The organism is Pseudomonas sp. 05N36 (assembly GCF_056397385.1).
Genome location: NZ_JBFTNH010000015.1, coordinates 28,676 through 45,297, shown reverse-complemented (window position 1 = coordinate 45,297; position 16,622 = coordinate 28,676). Strand labels below are relative to the sequence as shown.

General features: G+C 61.6%; 12 protein-coding genes and 1 pseudogene. 6 read left to right on the top strand and 7 right to left on the bottom strand.

All coding sequences use genetic code 11. The features are described 5' to 3' along the window. Nucleotides 1-183 precede the first annotated feature (183 nt). Nucleotides 184-1,473: pseudogene (locus AC1DIH_RS18995) on the top strand (cache domain-containing protein); the annotation flags it as partial. 102 nt (nucleotides 1,474-1,575) lie between these two features. Next, nucleotides 1,576-2,331 (top strand): methyl-accepting chemotaxis protein, encoded by a 756-nt coding sequence (locus tag AC1DIH_RS18990; RefSeq protein ID WP_477772908.1) that lies wholly within the window; start codon nucleotides 1,576-1,578, stop codon nucleotides 2,329-2,331. Nucleotides 2,332-2,462: 131 nt separating this feature from the next. Here AC1DIH_RS18990 and AC1DIH_RS18985 read toward each other — a convergent pair whose 3' ends face one another. From AC1DIH_RS18985 to AC1DIH_RS18975, 3 genes are read right to left on the bottom strand one after another with little or no spacing between them, the layout of a single operon-like run. Further along, a complete protein-coding gene (locus AC1DIH_RS18985; RefSeq protein ID WP_477772854.1) occupies nucleotides 2,463-3,776 on the bottom strand; it encodes an ATP-binding protein in 1,314 nt (437 codons plus the stop codon). Beyond that, a complete protein-coding gene (locus AC1DIH_RS18980; RefSeq protein WP_477772853.1) occupies nucleotides 3,773-4,441 on the bottom strand; it encodes a response regulator transcription factor in 669 nt (222 codons plus the stop codon). Before AC1DIH_RS18980 ends, AC1DIH_RS18985 begins: the two co-directional genes overlap by 4 nt. Next, entirely contained in the window at nucleotides 4,441-4,755 is a 315-nt protein-coding gene (locus tag AC1DIH_RS18975; protein ID WP_477772852.1) for a PepSY domain-containing protein, read from the bottom strand. Before AC1DIH_RS18975 ends, AC1DIH_RS18980 begins: the two co-directional genes overlap by 1 nt. A 152-nt stretch (nucleotides 4,756-4,907) precedes the next feature. Between AC1DIH_RS18975 and AC1DIH_RS18970 the strand changes: the two genes are divergently transcribed. The 3 genes from AC1DIH_RS18970 to codA all read left to right on the top strand — a co-directional run bounded on the left by AC1DIH_RS18970 (nucleotide 4,908) and on the right by codA (nucleotide 7,775). Then, nucleotides 4,908-5,987, top strand: a complete 1,080-nt coding sequence (locus tag AC1DIH_RS18970) for a patatin-like phospholipase family protein (RefSeq protein WP_477772851.1) — start codon at nucleotides 4,908-4,910, stop codon at nucleotides 5,985-5,987. Between the two features lie 94 nt (nucleotides 5,988-6,081). Next, entirely contained in the window at nucleotides 6,082-6,438 is a 357-nt protein-coding gene (gene queD, locus AC1DIH_RS18965) for a 6-carboxytetrahydropterin synthase QueD (protein ID WP_019692825.1), read from the top strand. Between the two features lie 98 nt (nucleotides 6,439-6,536). Next, nucleotides 6,537-7,775 (top strand): cytosine deaminase, encoded by a 1,239-nt coding sequence (codA, locus tag AC1DIH_RS18960; RefSeq protein ID WP_477772850.1) that lies wholly within the window; start codon nucleotides 6,537-6,539, stop codon nucleotides 7,773-7,775. A 130-nt stretch (nucleotides 7,776-7,905) separates the two neighbouring features. On the opposite strand, the gene AC1DIH_RS18955 is transcribed toward codA, so the two are convergent. Further along, complete coding sequence (locus tag AC1DIH_RS18955) at nucleotides 7,906-8,898, bottom strand: diaminopimelate epimerase (protein ID WP_477772849.1); 993 nt, start codon at nucleotides 8,896-8,898, stop codon at nucleotides 7,906-7,908. A 151-nt stretch (nucleotides 8,899-9,049) separates the two neighbouring features. On the opposite strand from AC1DIH_RS18955, the gene AC1DIH_RS18950 reads away from it, so the two are divergent. After that, the gene (locus AC1DIH_RS18950; RefSeq protein WP_477772848.1) at nucleotides 9,050-10,201 is read left to right on the top strand and encodes an MFS transporter; all 1,152 of its coding nucleotides are present in this window, start codon (nucleotides 9,050-9,052) and stop codon (nucleotides 10,199-10,201) included. A gap of 88 nt (nucleotides 10,202-10,289) precedes the next feature. Here the strand turns inward: AC1DIH_RS18950 and AC1DIH_RS18945 are convergent, their stop codons facing one another. The 3 genes from AC1DIH_RS18945 to AC1DIH_RS18935 form a co-directional block, all read right to left on the bottom strand. Further along, nucleotides 10,290-11,111, bottom strand: a complete 822-nt coding sequence (locus AC1DIH_RS18945; RefSeq protein WP_477772907.1) for a hypothetical protein — start codon at nucleotides 11,109-11,111, stop codon at nucleotides 10,290-10,292. Further along, complete coding sequence (locus AC1DIH_RS18940; protein ID WP_477772914.1) at nucleotides 11,053-11,247, bottom strand: hypothetical protein; 195 nt, start codon at nucleotides 11,245-11,247, stop codon at nucleotides 11,053-11,055. Before AC1DIH_RS18940 ends, AC1DIH_RS18945 begins: the two co-directional genes overlap by 59 nt. Nucleotides 11,248-11,739: 492 nt before the next feature. Further along, on the bottom strand, nucleotides 11,740-16,518 hold the full coding sequence (locus tag AC1DIH_RS18935) for a hemagglutinin repeat-containing protein (RefSeq protein WP_477772847.1): 4,779 nt from the start codon (nucleotides 16,516-16,518) through the stop codon (nucleotides 11,740-11,742). Between the last annotated feature and the right edge of the window lie 104 nt (nucleotides 16,519-16,622).

Here is a 16,622-nt window from a genome sequence, read left to right as displayed (position 1 = left end):
GGCGGATTGAAGAGAGGGTTTTATTAGAGGGCACGCACTGTGCAACAGCAGGCCTGGCTTGTCAAAACCAACACAGCTGCGGGATTTGTGTGATTTCTGATTTATTCGAATGGATAAAGAAAGTCGAATCGCCGCCGCTACAGTGCAAAGTCTCAGATATTTATCGAATAAAAGGACGTTCCCATGTCGCTCAGACAACTTTCCATTCAATGGAAAATCACCCTGCTCGCCGGGCTGTGCCTGGCCGGCATTGTCACCTTGCTGGTCGGTCTTTCGCTGTATCGCATGGAGCACAGTTCGCAGCTGGTAAAAGCCTCGAGCATGGAAATGCTCACCGAAGCGGCTCAAGCACGCATCGAGGCACAGGGTGAAGTTCAGGCGTTGGGGATTCGCCAGCAGTTCATGGACGCCTATCAATATGGCCACGGCTTCGCGCGCCAGGTGCTGTTTTTGCGTGAGCAGGCCGAGAAGCGCTTCCTCGACGCCTTCGACCTGCGCGAAGACCTGACCCGTCAGGTCAAGTCGGCGCTGCAAGCCAACCCGCAATTGCTCGGCCTGTCGCTGGTGTTTGAAGCCAACGCACTGGACGGCAAGGACGAACTGTTCAGCGGCCAGAAAGAAATTGGCAGCAACGACAAAGGCCGCTTCGCCCTGTACTGGTCGCAACCGACCGCCGGCAAGCTGAACTCGATGGCGCTGCCGGAAAGCGACATGGCCGACACCAGCACCGGCCCCAGCGGCGAACCCGCCAACGCCTGGTTCACCTGCCCGCGCACCACCCTCAAGCCGTGCGTGATCGAACCCTATTTCTATGAGATCGACGGCCAGAACGTGCTGATGACCAGCATCGTCTTCCCGCTGCTGGTCGACGGTAAGGTCATTGCATCGCTGTCGGTCGACATCAACCTCAACAGCCTGCAAGCGGTCAGCCAACAAGCCAGCAAAAAGCTCTATGACGGCCAGACCAGTGTCAGCATCCTCAGCCCGGTGGGTCTGCTCGCCGGTTACAGCCCAGACGCCAGCAAACTCAGCAAGCGCCTGGACAGCGTGGACAAGGACAACGGTGCCGAGCTGATCCGCAGGCTCGCCGCCAGCACTCAGACCCAGAGTCTGCACAACAACCAACTGCTCAAGGTGCTGTCGCCGTTCCAGCCGATTCCCGGTGGTAAATCGTGGGGCGTGTTGCTCGACGTGCCGGAAAAAGTCCTGGTCGGCCCCGCCGAAACCCTGAAGCAGCAACTCGACGAACGCAACACCGCCGGCACCCTGATCGAGCTGAGCCTCGGCGTACTGGCGGCGGTCATCGGCTTGTTGCTGGTGTGGCTGATGGCACGCAGTGTGACCCGGCCGATTCTTGGCGTGGCGCGCATGCTGGAAGACATCGCCAGCGGCGAAGGTGATCTGACCCGCCGTCTGGCCTACGACAAGCAAGACGAACTCGGACAACTGGCTGGCTGGTTCAACCGTTTCCTCGACAAGCTGCAACCGATCATCGCGCAAGTGAAACGCTCGGTGCAGGACGCGCGCAGCACGGCGGACCAATCGTCAGCCATCGCCACCCAGACCAGCGCCGGCATGGAGCAGCAATACCGTCAGGTCGATCAGGTGGCCACCGCGTCCCATGAAATGAGCGCCACCGCCCAGGACGTCGCCCGCAGCGCCGCCCAAGCAGCTCAAGCGGCACGCGATGCCGATCAGGCGACTCGTCAGGGCCTGACCGTGATCGACCGCACCACCGCCAGTATCGACAGCCTGGCGGCAGACATGAGCACGGCGATGACCCAGGTCGAAGGCCTGGCCGCCAACAGCGAGAAAATCGGCTCGGTGCTGGAAGTGATCCGCGCCATCGCCGAACAAACCAACCTGCTGGCACTGAACGCCGCCATCGAAGCGGCCCGTGCCGGTGAAGCCGGGCGTGGTTTTGCGGTGGTGGCTGACGAGGTGCGCAACCTGGCACGGCGTACGCAAGAGTCGGTGGAGGAAACCCGTCAGGTGATCGAGCAGTTGCAAAGCGGCACGCAGGACGTGGTCGGCTCGATGAACAACAGCCATCGCCAGGCCCAGGGCAGCGTCGAGCACGTCAGCCAGGCGGTGACCGCCCTGCGGCAGATCGGCGATGCGGTGACGGTGATTACCGACATGAACCTGCAAATCGCCAGCGCCGCCGAAGAGCAGAGCGCGGTGGCCGAGGAGATCAACAGCAACGTGGCGACCATTCGTGACGTGACGGAATCGCTGTCGGGGCAGGCCAATGAATCGGCGCGGGTCAGCCAGTCGCTGAACAGCCTGGCGAATCAGCAGCAGGGTTTGATGGATCAGTTCCGAGTGTGATGTAGCAGGTTCATGTGGGAGCGAGCCTGCTCGCGATGAGGCCGTGACATTAAACATTGATGTTGACTGTCATACCGCCATCGCGAGCAGGCTCGCTCCCACAGGTTAATCGGGTGTGTCTGAGATCGGTGTCAGCGCCTGGGCAGCTTCACCACCACCTTCAACCCGCCCCACTCGCTTTCCTGCAACACCAACTCCCCACCCCACGCCTCGACAATATCGCGCGCGATCCCCAGCCCCAGGCCATGCCCGTCAGTCTGCTCATCCAGCCGTGTGCCACGACTGAACACCTGATCGCGCTGCGCTTCGGGAATGCCCGGCCCATCGTCTTCCACCGCCAGCACAAACCCTTCAGCCGTCTCGACGATACTCAAGCGCACCTCGGCATCCGCCCACTTGCAGGCGTTATCCAGCAGATTGCCGAGCAGTTCCAGCATATCCTCACGATCCCAAGGCAAGTGCAAACCGGCCGGTGCCGTGTAGCCCAGATGCAGGTGGTCGCCGTGGATCATGTTCAGGGTCGCGAGCAATCCCGGCAGCTCGGCAGCGCAATCGAACTGCGCACCCGGCAAGGCATCGCCGGCCAGGCGCGCGCGGTTCAATTCGCGATTGAGTCGCTGCTGAACCTGTTCGAGTTGCTCGCGAAGGATCTTGCGCAGTTCGGGATGGGCGTCGAGTTTTTCGCACGACGCCAGGCTCAACAACACCGCCAATGGCGTCTTCAGCGCATGACCGAGGTTGCCCAGGGCATTGCGCGAGCGCTTGAGGCTGTCTTCGGTGTGTGCGAGCAAATGGTTGATCTGCGCCACCAAAGGCACCAGTTCCAGCGGCACTTGAGCGTCCAGTTGCGAACGTTGCCCCTGCTGCAACTGAGCAATCTGCTCGCGGGCGTTTTCCAGCGGTCGCAAGGCGCGCCGCACGGTGACCCGCTGCAATACCAGAATCAGCAGCAACCCCGTCAGGCCCAACCCGAGTCCGACCTGGCGCATGCGCTGGAAACTCTCGCGCACCGGCGTGTAGTCCTGCGCCACGCTGATGGAGATTGACTGCCCCAATCGCCGGTAGTCCGCACGCAGGACCAGCAATTGCTGGCCTTCCGGGCCCAGTTGCAGGTTGCTGTGCAGTCCGGGATGGTCGAGCAGCGGTAATTCCTGATCCCACAGCGAACGTGAGCGCCAGTGATTGTCGGCGAAGTCGATATGGAAATAATGCCCGGAGAACGGTCGCTGGTAAGCCGGTGACAGGCGCCGTTCGTCCAGTTGCAAACCCTGCGGCCCCCGCACCAAGGCCATCAGCAGGCTTTCACTGTCATTGCGCAACCCGGCTTCCAGATAACGCTGCAAGCCCACTTCGAACAACCACAGACTGGTTTGCGCCAACACCAGACCGACCACCACCATGACGCTGATCAGTCCCAGGCTCAAACGCCGTTGAATCGACCTCACCGGGCTTGCCCACCGAACAGGTAACCCTGACCGCGCCGGGTGTCGATCACGCTGCGGCCGAGTTTGCGCCGCAGGTGATTGACGTGAACTTCCAGCACGTTCGAGTCGCGTTCGGTTTCACCGTCGTAAAGGTGTTCGGCCAGGTGGCTTTTGGAAAGGATTTGCTCCGGATGCAGCATGAAGTAGCGCAACAGGCGGAACTCGGCAGCGGTCAGCTGAATGTCGGCGCCGTCGCGAATTACGCACTGACGGCCCTCGTCCAACTGCAACCCGGCGGCCTTGAGCGTCGGCTGATTGGCCTGGCCGTGGGAGCGTCGCAGCAATGCTTGAATCCGCAGGTGCAGTTCTTCCGGGTGAAACGGTTTGCTCAGGTAGTCATCGGCACCGGCCTTGAGCCCTTCGATGCGTTCGGCCCAGGAGTCGCGCGCGGTCAGCACCAACACCGGGGTGGACAGGCCAGCGGCCCGCCATTGGCCGAGCACTTCAAGCCCCGGCAATCCTGGCAGCCCGAGATCGAGAATAATCAGGTCGTAGGGTTCAGAACTGCCCTGATACACCGCATCGCGGCCATCGGCCAACCAGTCGACGGCGTAACCCTGGCGATCGAGCCCGGCCATCAATTCGTCGGCCAGCGGTACGTGGTCTTCCACCAGCAGCAGGCGCATCAGTCATCGTCCTTGTCTTTGATCAAGCGCCCGGTGGCGGCTTCCAGGTCCAGCTCACGTACCACGCCGTCGGCGGTCAGCAACTCGACTTCGTAAATGTAGACGTCATGCTTTTGTTCAAGCCCGGCTTCGAGCAATTTAGCGCCGGGGTGGCGGTCCATGGCCTGCTGCAATAGCTGTTCAAGCGGTAGAATCACGCCTTTCTGACGCAGGCGCAGGGCTTCGTCCTGGTCCAGGTCACCGGCCGCTACCACCGAGCAAAATGCCAGGAGCGTCAGGGTCGCCAGGCCATACGCGCGCAGATTAACCTTCATTACATATCCTGAGCATGGAGTGCCTGCGTATTCTTCATAAATTACCCGGGGCGTCACCCTAGCTGCATCAACTTAACTGAAACTGAATTGCCATCATTGATGCGTTTACACTTCATTTCTGTGCACACACCCTGCAAAAAATCGAGACCGGTATGAGCGCCATCCACATCAAATTCCCTGCCCTGACCCTCAAGGCCGGCCCACGAGCCTTTACGCGGATTCGCGAAAACGGCTTGAGCGCCCTGGAGGTCGGCACGCTACCGGGTGCCGCCGGTGGGCCGAAGGCCCTGGGAATTCAAGGTCTGGACCTGGCGCTGTTCGGGCAGTGGCTACCGGCCGCACCGCGCGAGCGCTCGCTGATCGGCGCTTCGGTGGGTTCCTGGCGCTTCGCCAGTGCCTGTTTACCGGACGCCGCCGAAGGCATCAGACGCCTCGGTGAACTGTACAACGCGCAGCGTTTTGCCAAGGGCATGAGCATGGCGCAGATTAGCCAAAGCTCGCAGCGCATGCTGCATGACTTGCTCGACGGGCACGATGCGCGACTGCTGGACAACCCGCTCTATCGGTTGAACATCATGGTTGTAAAAAGCCACGGCCTGCTCGCCGACGATCATCGCGGGCGGCTCGGGCTTGGCTTGTCATCGGTGATCGCCGACAACTTGCGCGGGCGCTCACGGTTGTCGCGGCACCTCGAACGGCTGATCGTGCATGACCCACGCCTGGCGCCGCCGCTCAACGCGCTGAATGACTTCCCGTCGCGTTTCGTCCCGCTGAACGCCGGCAACTTGCGTCAGGCCTTGCTCGCGTCGGGTTCGATCCCGATGGTCATGGAAGGCGTACGCGACTTGCCCGGTGCGGGTACCGGGACTTATCGCGATGGCGGCTTGCTGGATTACCACCTCGACTTGCCGTACAGCGGTGACGACATCGTGCTCTACCCGCACTTCACCGATCGGGTGATTCCCGGCTGGTTCGACAAAACCCTGCCATGGCGACGCGGCCATTCCGGGCGTTTGCAGGATGTGCTGCTGGTGGCGCCGTCGAAGGCCTACCTGTCGCGCCTGCCCTACGGCAAATTACCCGACCGGAACGACTTCAAGCGCTTCATGGGTGATCCGGCCAGCCGCCAGAAATACTGGAAAACCGCCATGGACGAGAGCCAGCGGCTCGGCGACGAGTTCCTCGAACTGACGGCCAGCGGGCGTTTGGGCGAGCAGCTGTTGACCCTTTAGTCAGTGTTTTCCCGCAACCCCGGACCCAAGCTGTTAAACTCGCGACCTGCCCCATCGCCGCGGGCGATAGCCACCTGACAGAGCTCAAACCACTGTGGAAATCTTCAAAGAGTTTACCTTCGAATCCGCCCACCGCCTGCCTCACGTCCCGGAAGGCCACAAGTGCGGCCGCCTGCACGGTCACTCGTTCAAAGTGGCGATTCACCTGAGCGGCGACCTCGATCCACACACCGGCTGGATTCGCGACTTCTCGGAAATCAAGGCGATCTTCAAGCCGCTCTACGAGCGCCTGGACCACAACTACCTGAACGATATTCCCGGTCTGGAAAACCCGACCAGCGAAGTCCTGGCCAAGTGGATCTGGAACGAGCTGAAGCCGTTGCTGCCGGAACTCAGCGCCATTCGCATCCACGAAACCTGCACCAGCGGCTGCATCTACCACGGCGAGTAAGCCTGGGGATCAAAAAAAACCACCGAGACCGGTGGTTTTTTTATGCCTATGATTCAGGCATTCACTGACGCTATCGATCGAGAAAAGGACCCGTCCCCATGCACATCATCAACGCCCGCCTGCGCAACCATGAAGGCCTGCATGAACTGCACCTGGAAAACGGCCTGATCGCCAACATCGCCCGTCAGACCGAAGCGCCGACCCTTGGCCCCGAAGACCTCGATGCAGGTGGCAATCTGGTGGTGCCGCCCTTCGTCGAGCCGCACATCCACCTCGATGCGACGCTGACCGCCGGTGAACCGCGCTGGAACATGAGTGGCACGTTGTTCGAAGGCATCGAATGCTGGGGCGAGCGCAAAGCGACCATCACGGCGGAAGACACCAAGACCCGCGCCAAAAAGACCATCAGCGCCCTCGCCGCCCACGGCATCCAGCATGTGCGCACCCACGTCGACGTTACTGACCCGCAGTTGACCGCGCTCAAGGCGATGCTTGAAGTGCGTGAAGAGAGTCGACACCTGATCGACCTGCAAATCGTCGCCTTCCCCCAGGAAGGCATCGAGTCCTATCGCAATGGCCGCGATTTGATGGAGGAAGCCATCCTCCTCGGTGCCGACGTGATCGGTGGCATTCCGCATTTCGAGTACACCCGCGATCAAGGTGTCAGTTCGGTGAAATTCCTGATGGACCTGGCCGAGCGCACCGGGTGCCTGGTGGATGTGCATTGCGACGAAACCGACGACCCGCACTCACGCTTTCTTGAAGTGCTGGCCGAAGAAGCGCGCAGCCGCGACATGGGTTCACGGGTGACCGCCAGCCACACCACGGCCATGGGCTCCTACGACAACGCCTACTGCGCCAAGCTCTTTCGTCTGCTCGGGCATTCAGGGATCAGTTTTGTTTCCTGCCCGACCGAAAGCATTCACCTGCAAGGACGCTTCGACACGTTCCCGAAACGCCGGGGCGTCACCCGGGTCAACGAGTTGCTGGAAGCCGGGATGAACGTGTGTTTCGGTCAGGATTCGATCGTCGACCCGTGGTATCCGCTGGGCAACGGCAACATCCTGCGGGTGCTCGAAGCCGGCCTGCACATTTGCCACATGCTCGGTTACCGTAACCTGCAAACCGCGCTGGACCTGGTGACCGACAACAGCGCCAAGGCCATGGCCCTGGGCGATCGTTATGGGCTGGAGCCGGGGCGTCCGGCGAACTTGCTGATTCTGTCGGCAGACAGCGATTACGAGGTCATCCGCAGCCAGGGCTTGCCGCTGTACTCGATTCGTGGCGGGAAGGTGTTGATGAAGCGGCAGATGCCGGTGGTCGAGTTTTTCGGCTGACCGGGCTGACGCCATCGCGAGCAGGCTCGCTCCCACAAGGGAACCGCGGCGACCACAAACATTGTGAACGACATAGAGCCAGTGTGGGAGCGAGCCTGCTCGCGATAGCGTTCTGACCGACACCGCAGAATCAGGACATCAACCGCGCCGTCCCGAACAAACTGACCCGGCTCAGTTCACCGTCCTGTTCCTCAAGAAGCACCGGCGCCGTACCGCCAGGCATAACCACCGCCACAGTCCCCGCCGTCACCCACCCCACACTCCACGCCGCGCAAGCCACCGCACTGGCGCTGGTACCGGACGATGCGGTCGGCCCTTCCCCTCGCTCGAAGACCCGGGCAACAATGCGCCGCTCGGATTCCAGCCTCGCCCATTGCAGATTGACGCCCGCCGCACACGGCTCGCCAGCCCCGCTCGGTGGCGCGAAAGCGATGCGCGTCAGGTCGGCCGACAATCCGGGCTCGCGCATCTGCTCATTGCTCGGCAACGCCTCGGCATCCGCCACCAGCGTCACACAATGGGGATTGCCGATCCGCACGAACTGACTGTGAGCCCAAAGCGGATTCAGCCGCGCGAGCATCGGCACATGGCTCAACTCACGTTGATTCAATGTCCGCGCCTCGACCGCCTGGGCCCCCACAGCATTCGGCCCGAACGCCGGTTTGCCGAGGTCCAGCCAGAAACCCTGCACGCCGTCGACCTGCGCAGGCGTTACCGAGGTTTCGACAGGAGACACGGCATCGCCTTTGTCATGGTGAACCTTGAGCAGGCAACGTCCCTGCGCCGGCATCAAGCCCTGCTCGGTCAGTGCCTGGGCAAAAATCGTCAGGCCGTTGCCACTGCGCTCGGCCAATGTCCCGTCGGTGTTGACGATCAACAGGTCAAACGGTGGCGCAGCCTGGAACGGGCCGACCAGCAAGCCATCCGAACGGTGTTCCTTGGCACCGGCCGGTTGGGTGCCGGGGGCCCAGCTGCAAATGGCTTCCACCGCAGACAGCGCCCAATCGGTACGGCGTTGCGCCGACAGGCTGGCGTCCCCCGGCAGATTGATCCCGCGCTGACGCAGATCGTGTGGGCTGACAACGGCGTAGATATTCCCGCGGGCATCGAAAAGCGAGGTCATGGACAGGTCCTGGGTGAAGTCTGGAACACGACGCTACTGTAAGCGCTGGCGACTCGAATCACACCCACAGAACCTCAAGGTCGTCTGACGGTTGCTGATGTGCAAGGATGTGGCCCTGCTCACAGTTTCCTGCGAAGTACCAAGGATTTTCATGACCGCCATCATCCCTCCCGTCTCGGTCCGCCCCGGGCGCCTCGAACAGATGTCGACGCGCATCGCCTTCTTTATCGCAGGCTTCGGCGTCGCCGCGTGGGCGCCGCTGGTGCCTTACGCCAAAGCCCGGGCGGGGCTCGATGACGGCACGCTCGGCGTGTTGTTGCTGTGCCTGGGGGGTGGTTCGATTCTGGCGATGCCGATGGCCGGTGCGCTGGCCTCGCGCTTCGGCTGTCGACGGGTGCTCAGTGGCGGCACGCTGTTGATCTGCCTGGCACTGCCGCTGCTGGCGACGGTGTCGTCGATCCCGCTGCTGATTGCTGCGCTGTTCCTGTTCGGGGCCGGGTTGGGCACGGTGGATTCGACGGTAAACCTGCAAGCGGTGATCGTCGAGCGAGCCAGCGGCAAGACCATGATGTCGGGCTTTCACGGCTTGTTCAGCCTCGGCGGGATTGTCGGCGCGGCCGGTGTCAGCGCCCTGCTCGGCCTGGGTATTTCGCCGTTGGGCGCGACCTTGGTAGTGGTCGTGTTTCTGCTGGTGTCGTTGCTCAAGGCTGCGCCCCATCTGTTGCCCTACGGCAGCGAAAGCTCGGGGCCGGCGTTCGCCATTCCCCATGGCGTGGTGCTGTTTATCGGCAGCCTGTGTTTCATCGTGTTCCTGGCCGAGGGTGCGGTGCTGGACTGGAGCGCGGTGTTCCTGACCTCAGAGCGTGATCTCGACACCGCGTATGCCGGACTGGGCTATGCCGCGTTTGCCTTGACCATGACGGTCGGGCGGCTCACGGGCGATGCCATCGTGCATAAGCTGGGGGCGACACGCGTGATCGTGTTTGGCGGTTTGACTGCGGCTGCCGGTTTGCTGCTGGCAACCTTGGCACCGGCCTGGGAAGCCGCGCTGATCGGTTACGCGCTGGTTGGGGTCGGGTGTTCGAACATCGTGCCGGTGCTGTACACCGCTGTCGGCAAACAGAACGTCATGCCGGAAAACATCGCCGTGCCCGCCATCACGACGTTGGGGTATGCGGGAATCCTGGCGGGGCCTGCCGTGATCGGCTTTATCGCCCATGGCAGCAGCTTGAGTTTTGCCTTCGGATTGATCGCGGTGTTGCTGCTGGCTGTGGCGGTCGGTGGCAAGGCATTAAAGGTCTGAATAAAGCAAAAGATCGCAGGCTGCGATCTTTCACACCGTCACCCGCCACAATGCGCTGGCGGGTGAGGTGAACTGAACAGCAGGCTGTTTAAAAACGCAACGTGGCACCGGTGGCAAGCCACCGTTCGCGGTCGTTGTTCAGGTGGCGTCCGACCACCAGATCGATATCAACCTTTTTTCCCAGATGCAGACGAGGTCCGGCCTGCCAACCCTGATCTGCACCCTGCTGGCCGAAGCGTTCGGCAATCAGCGTCAGGGATTCGGCCAGCGCGTATTCAACGCCTGTGCCCCAGGTCCAGCTGCGGCGTTGCTTGCCGTCGTCGTATTCGTGGGTCCAGCCGGTGCTGACGTTCAGGCGCAACGACTCGAAAGGCTGATACGTCATGGGCACGGTCAGGTCGGCGCCATCGAAGGAGTGGCGGCGGTTGAGGGCAAAGTTCGCGCCTGCGGCAAGGGCCACTTCCAGCCCCAGATCGTCATCGCTGAACACCTGCGCCTTGATCTTCGGGCTGACCTGGGTCTCCCTGTCGCCATCGTCGTGACCGTGGGACACCGCGGCGCCGAACTGCACCGAGGGCAGCGCCTTGAACGTGCAGTCCTGGGACAGCTCCGTCTCATGGTTCGACTGTTGGTGGCGCTGGCTTTTGTACCAGACGTCGACGTTGCATTCGCCAGGGGCGTTGATCGAACCGTCATCGACCACATAGGGGCCTCCGGCGGCATGGGCTTTGGACGACAGAGTCAGCAGGAGGGAGACGCCAACGGCCACACCGACAAACACCAGGTTTTGCCGCATGACCCCGCGTTTGTGGGGAGACAGATCTTGAAGAAAAGCAGTGAATGAAACGGCCTCAACGGCCTGCGCAGTGATTTTCGAGTGGGCGGTGCGGCAAGGTGTGTAGTTTGGCATGATCGACCTTGAATACTTGTTCACGCACATGCTCCTCATGAATATAACGAGGAGGGTTTGCGACGGCTAAGGTTAATGTCTTCAACAATAAGGCAGTGCTCAGGGGTTGAGCGTTACAACTAGGTTCTTCGGTCATCTTCGACGCTCCTGATCTTTCATTAACGGCCATGACGAGGCACGACTGCCCAACTTGGCCGAACGGAATTCATTTCATTTTGTGACAATTTTATTTCATCCGAAAACGTCCACCACCGGCACCATGCCTGCCTTGAAACCTATACAGGCCGACACCAAGAGTGCTCACCATCAAAAACAAGTTACACACACTGATACACATTACGAAACATCAGCACACTTGTTCCTGATAGTCGCGCGCACAAACAAACATCATTCAAGTGCTTGATCAGCGATATCTTCTCAACTAAAGAGTCGTTCTTCGGATGCGCCGGAGTATATCCACCGAGTTACTGATTTGTCCGCACTCAACAGAGTATGCACACTGTTTTCCGAATGATGTTCAGGTAGCCGACAGAAAAAACAAGTGAACTTATTAGTTACCGCAGTCAAAAGCAAAGCCCCCCTCCTGTTGCCAGGAGAGGGGCTTTATTGTTTGCGCAAGCCCCCCGGCTTAGAGGGTTTTCTCGTCGATACCGGCTTGCAGCACCTGAGTCTCGTAATGGCCACCGGCGCTCAGCGGGCCGAGGTTGAACTTGCGATCCCTGGCCGTGGCGGCGTCAGGGGTTTGGGTCAGTTCGTCCTTGGCGCCGGTCGCCAGGTTGACCGCTGACTTGGACAGGTTGAGGCCAACATCGGCCCGGTAGTCGCTGCCGCTGAGGTGGGTACTGGTGACCCTGGAACCGCCCAGATCCACCGAACCTTCCTTGGCAGAAATCCGTGCACCGGTCAGTTGCGTCTCGCCACCCACCCGAAGGTCGACGCCTTGGCTGCCGCTGATGCCGGACGCCTGGGAAACGCTGTTTTTGCTGGTGTGGCTGACGTCCAGGTACAGCGTCGGGGTGTATGAGGTTTCACCGCTCTTGTCGCCGAACAGCGCGCTTTGGGTCGCGTCGGCGACCTTGGTGCCGGCGGAGTCTTTCTCGTTGAGCGAGTAACTGCCACTGCGGGTCAGTGAGTCCTTGGCCGAGGCCAGGCCCTCGACACTTTTATCGACGGCCGTTTCCAGCTTGTCGCGATGGCTGTCGAAAGCGTCCTGGGCTTTGCCCTCAACCTTGTCCTTGAGCGGGCCGGTGGTCTTGGCCAGTTTGCCGACGGCGCCTGGCTGATTTTTCTCTGCATTCAAACGCAGATCGATGCCGACCTTGACGCTGCTCTCATGGTCTTGACGGCTTTCGACCGTGAGATCACCGCCAACCTGGCCGCTGACTTGTTTGGCGTCGATGCGGGCACCGGCCAACCGGGTGTCGCCAGCACTGTTCAGCACCACGCTGTCGGCCTGGATGTGGCTGTTTTTCTGGGTGGTGCCGGTGCGGTTGTCGACGTCGATTTTCGCTCGCGCGTCGAAGCCGTGACCGCTCTTGGCCACGTCCTGATCGTTGGTCGCCGACGGTGTGGACTTGCTCGCATTACCGCCAGCGCCGAGGGTCAGCCCCCAGTTGTTGATGGCCTGAGTCGATTGCGCCGACTCCTGATAGATCCCGCCTTGTTGTGCATCGAGGGTCACGCTCGGTGCGCTGACCTGAGTGCCTTGCAAGTGGATGGCGTCAGCAGCGCTGGCACCGCTGCTCAGCAGGACCGGCCCCTGACTGTTCAGGCTGCCGCCCTTCAGGCTCTGGCTGTTTTCACCCACCCGGCCAATGTTGAAATTGGCACTCAGGTTGCCATTCAAGCCGCTGCTTTTCTCGGTACTGCTTTTACCGCCACCGAGATTGAGGCCACCGCCAAGGTTGCTGCCATTGGCGCTGTGAGTGTCCGTCGCGGCTTGCAGATCGAGCTTGCCGCCGGCGTTCAACGAGATGTCAGTCGCCTTGTTCACCACCGTGCCGATGGTCGTGCCTTGCAGCACTTGATTGCCAGCGCTGCTCAGTTGCACCGGTCCTTTGCCCTGAATACTCGCGACCCGGGCCTGGCTGTCGTCGGTCTGGTTGGCCTTGTGATCAAGTTGGAAACCGGCGCCCAGATTGACGTTGGTGCCTTCGGCGCCCGGGTTGGTGCCGACCGTCAACGAGCCATCGCCGCGCAGGCTGGAAGTGCTGCCGCTCTGATGGTCATTGGCCTGATTCAGCGCCAGATCGCCACCGCTCTTGATCGCCACACCGCCCTGCCCGCCGTTGAACTGACTGCCTTCGTACTGGCCGTCACCGCGCAGATCGATCTTCACGCCCTGATTGCCGGCGTAGCTGCCAACCACGGCTTTGGAGCTGGTCTCGGAAGTCTGACTGCTACCGCCCGCCCCACTGCCGCGCACGTTCACGTCTTCGCCGGTGGTGGTGTAGACGCGAACGCCCACCTTGGCATCCACCGATTGTTCGCTGCTGTTGTGAGTGTTGGCGGCCGCCGTCGCGACCTGACTGTCGGCCTTGATCGTCAGCGCGCCATCGGTTGCACGGTATTGGCTGCCCTGATCCTTCACTTCACCGGCCACCTGAACATCAACCGCCCCGCCCTTGAACTGGCTGACGACCGCGTTGCTGTTTTGCTCGGTGCGGCTTTTGTTCGAATGACCGACCTCGACGTCGATGCCGACATTCGGCTGCGTGAGGTTATCCAGCAAACCCGGTTGCTGAACCTTGCTCTGGGCCACACCTTCGATGGCTTTGGCGATGGGACGGGCAATGCCTTTGTACTCGACGTTGGCACCGACATCGGCCGACCAGTTGTTCTCCTTGTGGGAACTGCTGTCGGTGTTGTTGGCAGCCTGATTGTCAACCTGCCCGGCCGTGACCTGAAGCGTCGAGCCAGCGGCAACCTGTGCACCCTGGGTGGTCAGCGTGCCGTTGCCGGCGTTGATCTGCAGCTTGCCGCTGCTCTCGACACCGGTGGTGCGAGCCGTGGTTTTGGCGCTGCTGTCCTGACTGCTACCGTGGGCGAAATCGACGCCACTGCCGGCGCGATCCAGACCACCGGTGTAGTAGAAACCGCCAGCGTTGCGGGTGGTGTCCGTGGTGCTGGAGGTGCTGTCGTGTTCAGCCAACAGCGCAACGTTCTGCCCACTGAGGCTGACATCCCCGGCAGTGGCTTTGACGTTGGCACCTTTGAGCGTCAGGTCGCCGCCCGCCGTCAGTTCGACGTTGGCGCCGGTCAGGCTCGAGCCCTGCAGACGGGTTTCGTTGGCGGTGGTGGTTTGTTGTTTGTCTTCATAATGAATACCGGCGCGGTACTGGCCGGCACCCGGCGCATTCTCCTTGGCATAGGCGTCGAAACCACGATTCTGGCTCGAGGCGCTGCTGTCGGAAGTGTTCTGAGCCGAGCTGACCGTCAGCTTGCCCGTCGCGTCCGCACTGAGCGAACCACCAGCCGAGACAGTCGCGCCGACCACGTCGATGTCCTTGGCGCTCTTGAGCGCAAGGTTACTGTCGGAGCTCAGCTGACTGCTGACGGTAGTGCTGCCCTTGAGGTTCTGGCGGCTTTCATCCTTGGCGATGCCGAAGAATTTGCTGTCCTTGTCATGGCTGTTGCTGTGCGAGGTGTTCTGTACGCCATCGATGGTCAACGAGCCTTTGTCGCTGATGACGCTGGCCTCGGTCCGACCACGCACCTGGCTGCCGCTGATGCGCACGTCGTCGGCCTTGACGATCAATTTGCCGTCGGCGTTGATCCTGCTGCCCTGATTCAGGGTCTTGCCCTGATCGGCATCGCCGGTCTTGCCGAAGAACCCGCCACCGACCAGATCGCCCGAGTACCCGTTCTTGCTGCTGCGTTGCGTACGGCTGGCGCTGCCGATCTCGACCTGTTTGCCGGCCAGCTGAATGTCGCCCTTGCTGGTCAGTTCCGCGCCTTGCGAGGACAACAACTCGCCGCTGCTGATCGCAATGTTCTTGCCGGCCTTTAACTGGCTGGTGACGCTGCGTTGCTCCTCGCTGCTGTTGTTCCAGTCGGCTTTCCACAGGTGCTTGCGGTGCTGGCCCTGATCGGTCTGGGTGCGGGTTTCAGTCGCTGCCGTCAGGCGCAGATCAGCACCGCTGTCGATCTTCAGGGTTTCGCCGGCCTCGACCTTGGCGGCCTTGAGTTCGGTGTTGGCGCCGGCCTTGAGTTCGGCAGTGTGACTGGCCACGACCTGGCTGCCGTGCTGGCGCGAGTCGCTGTCGGTCTGGGTCCGGTCGTAGGTTTCCCACGTGATGCCGATGGTGCTGTTGTTCCAGTTCTCGCGTTTTTCCTGAAGCTTGCGCGCTTCGACGCTGCTCAGCGTGAGGTTGCGCCCGGCGTCGAGCTTGACGTTGCGACCGCTGACATCCGCCGCCGCCAACGTCAGGTCCTTGTCACCGTGCAACGTAACATCACCCTGGCTGCTGCGTACCGCGCTACGGGTGACGTCGAGGCTATTGGGGAGTGCCTGGCCGCTGATCTGCAAGTCACCTGCGGATTGAATCTTCACGCCGTCACGGCCTTCAACCTGGACCGGACCGACCCGCACGCCAGCGCCTTCAGCGGTGCTGACAATGTTGATGCGCCCGGCCTGCATGGCACCGAACAGGCTGGCATCGATGCGCGAATCCTGAGTGGTGCCGGCCGGGTCGACACTGCGCACCTGGCCACTGGGGTAATCCAGCTGATTGCGGCCGACAGTCAGGTTCAATTGGTCGCGCGCATCGATACGGCCCTGGCTGTCGATGCGCGGGGCGATCAGGTTGATGCTGCCTTCGCGGTTCGCCAGGCCCTGGCCCTGGATCTGCAATTGGCCGGTGGCGTCACGGGTGTTGAGCCCCTGCAATTTGCCGTCGTTCAGTTCGGGACGACCGACCACCAGGTTGGCATTCGGGGTGTTGATGAAGCTGCCGCCATTGACCGAGATACCGTTCGGGTTGGCCAGCACGTAGTCGGCCGAGCGCCCGAAAATCTCCTGCGCGCCATTAAGGGCCGAGGCGTTACGGCTGATCACTTCGTTGAGGATCACGCTCGCCGCCTGGCCCTGGAACTGCGGGTTGGCGGCCAATTGCCCGGCGAGTTGCGACTGCCCCGCTTGCAGGGCGTTGTTCAACACCAGCCCCTGACGGTCGACGTTGTAATCGAGAAACTGGTTATGCGACAGACCGGCGCCATTGGGCGCAACGATATTGACGATCGGCACCCCGGCCTGATTTTGCAACTGAGGGGTGCCGCCCGAACCGGGTGCGACCGTCACGCCACCGGCAAACGCCTGAGGCAATTGGGCAACGAGGAACAGGCTGGCAATCGCCCAACGCAGTTTGCCCCGAGGGGAAAGGTGAAACGCGAACTTTTCTATCGGCATGAGAACCTCTCAATAAATCGGCTGAATCCAGTTGCGCGTTGGGGAGTACGCCGCTGCTGTCGCGCTCAGATACCGCGGCTGTTTCAGGCTGTCGGGGATGGCGG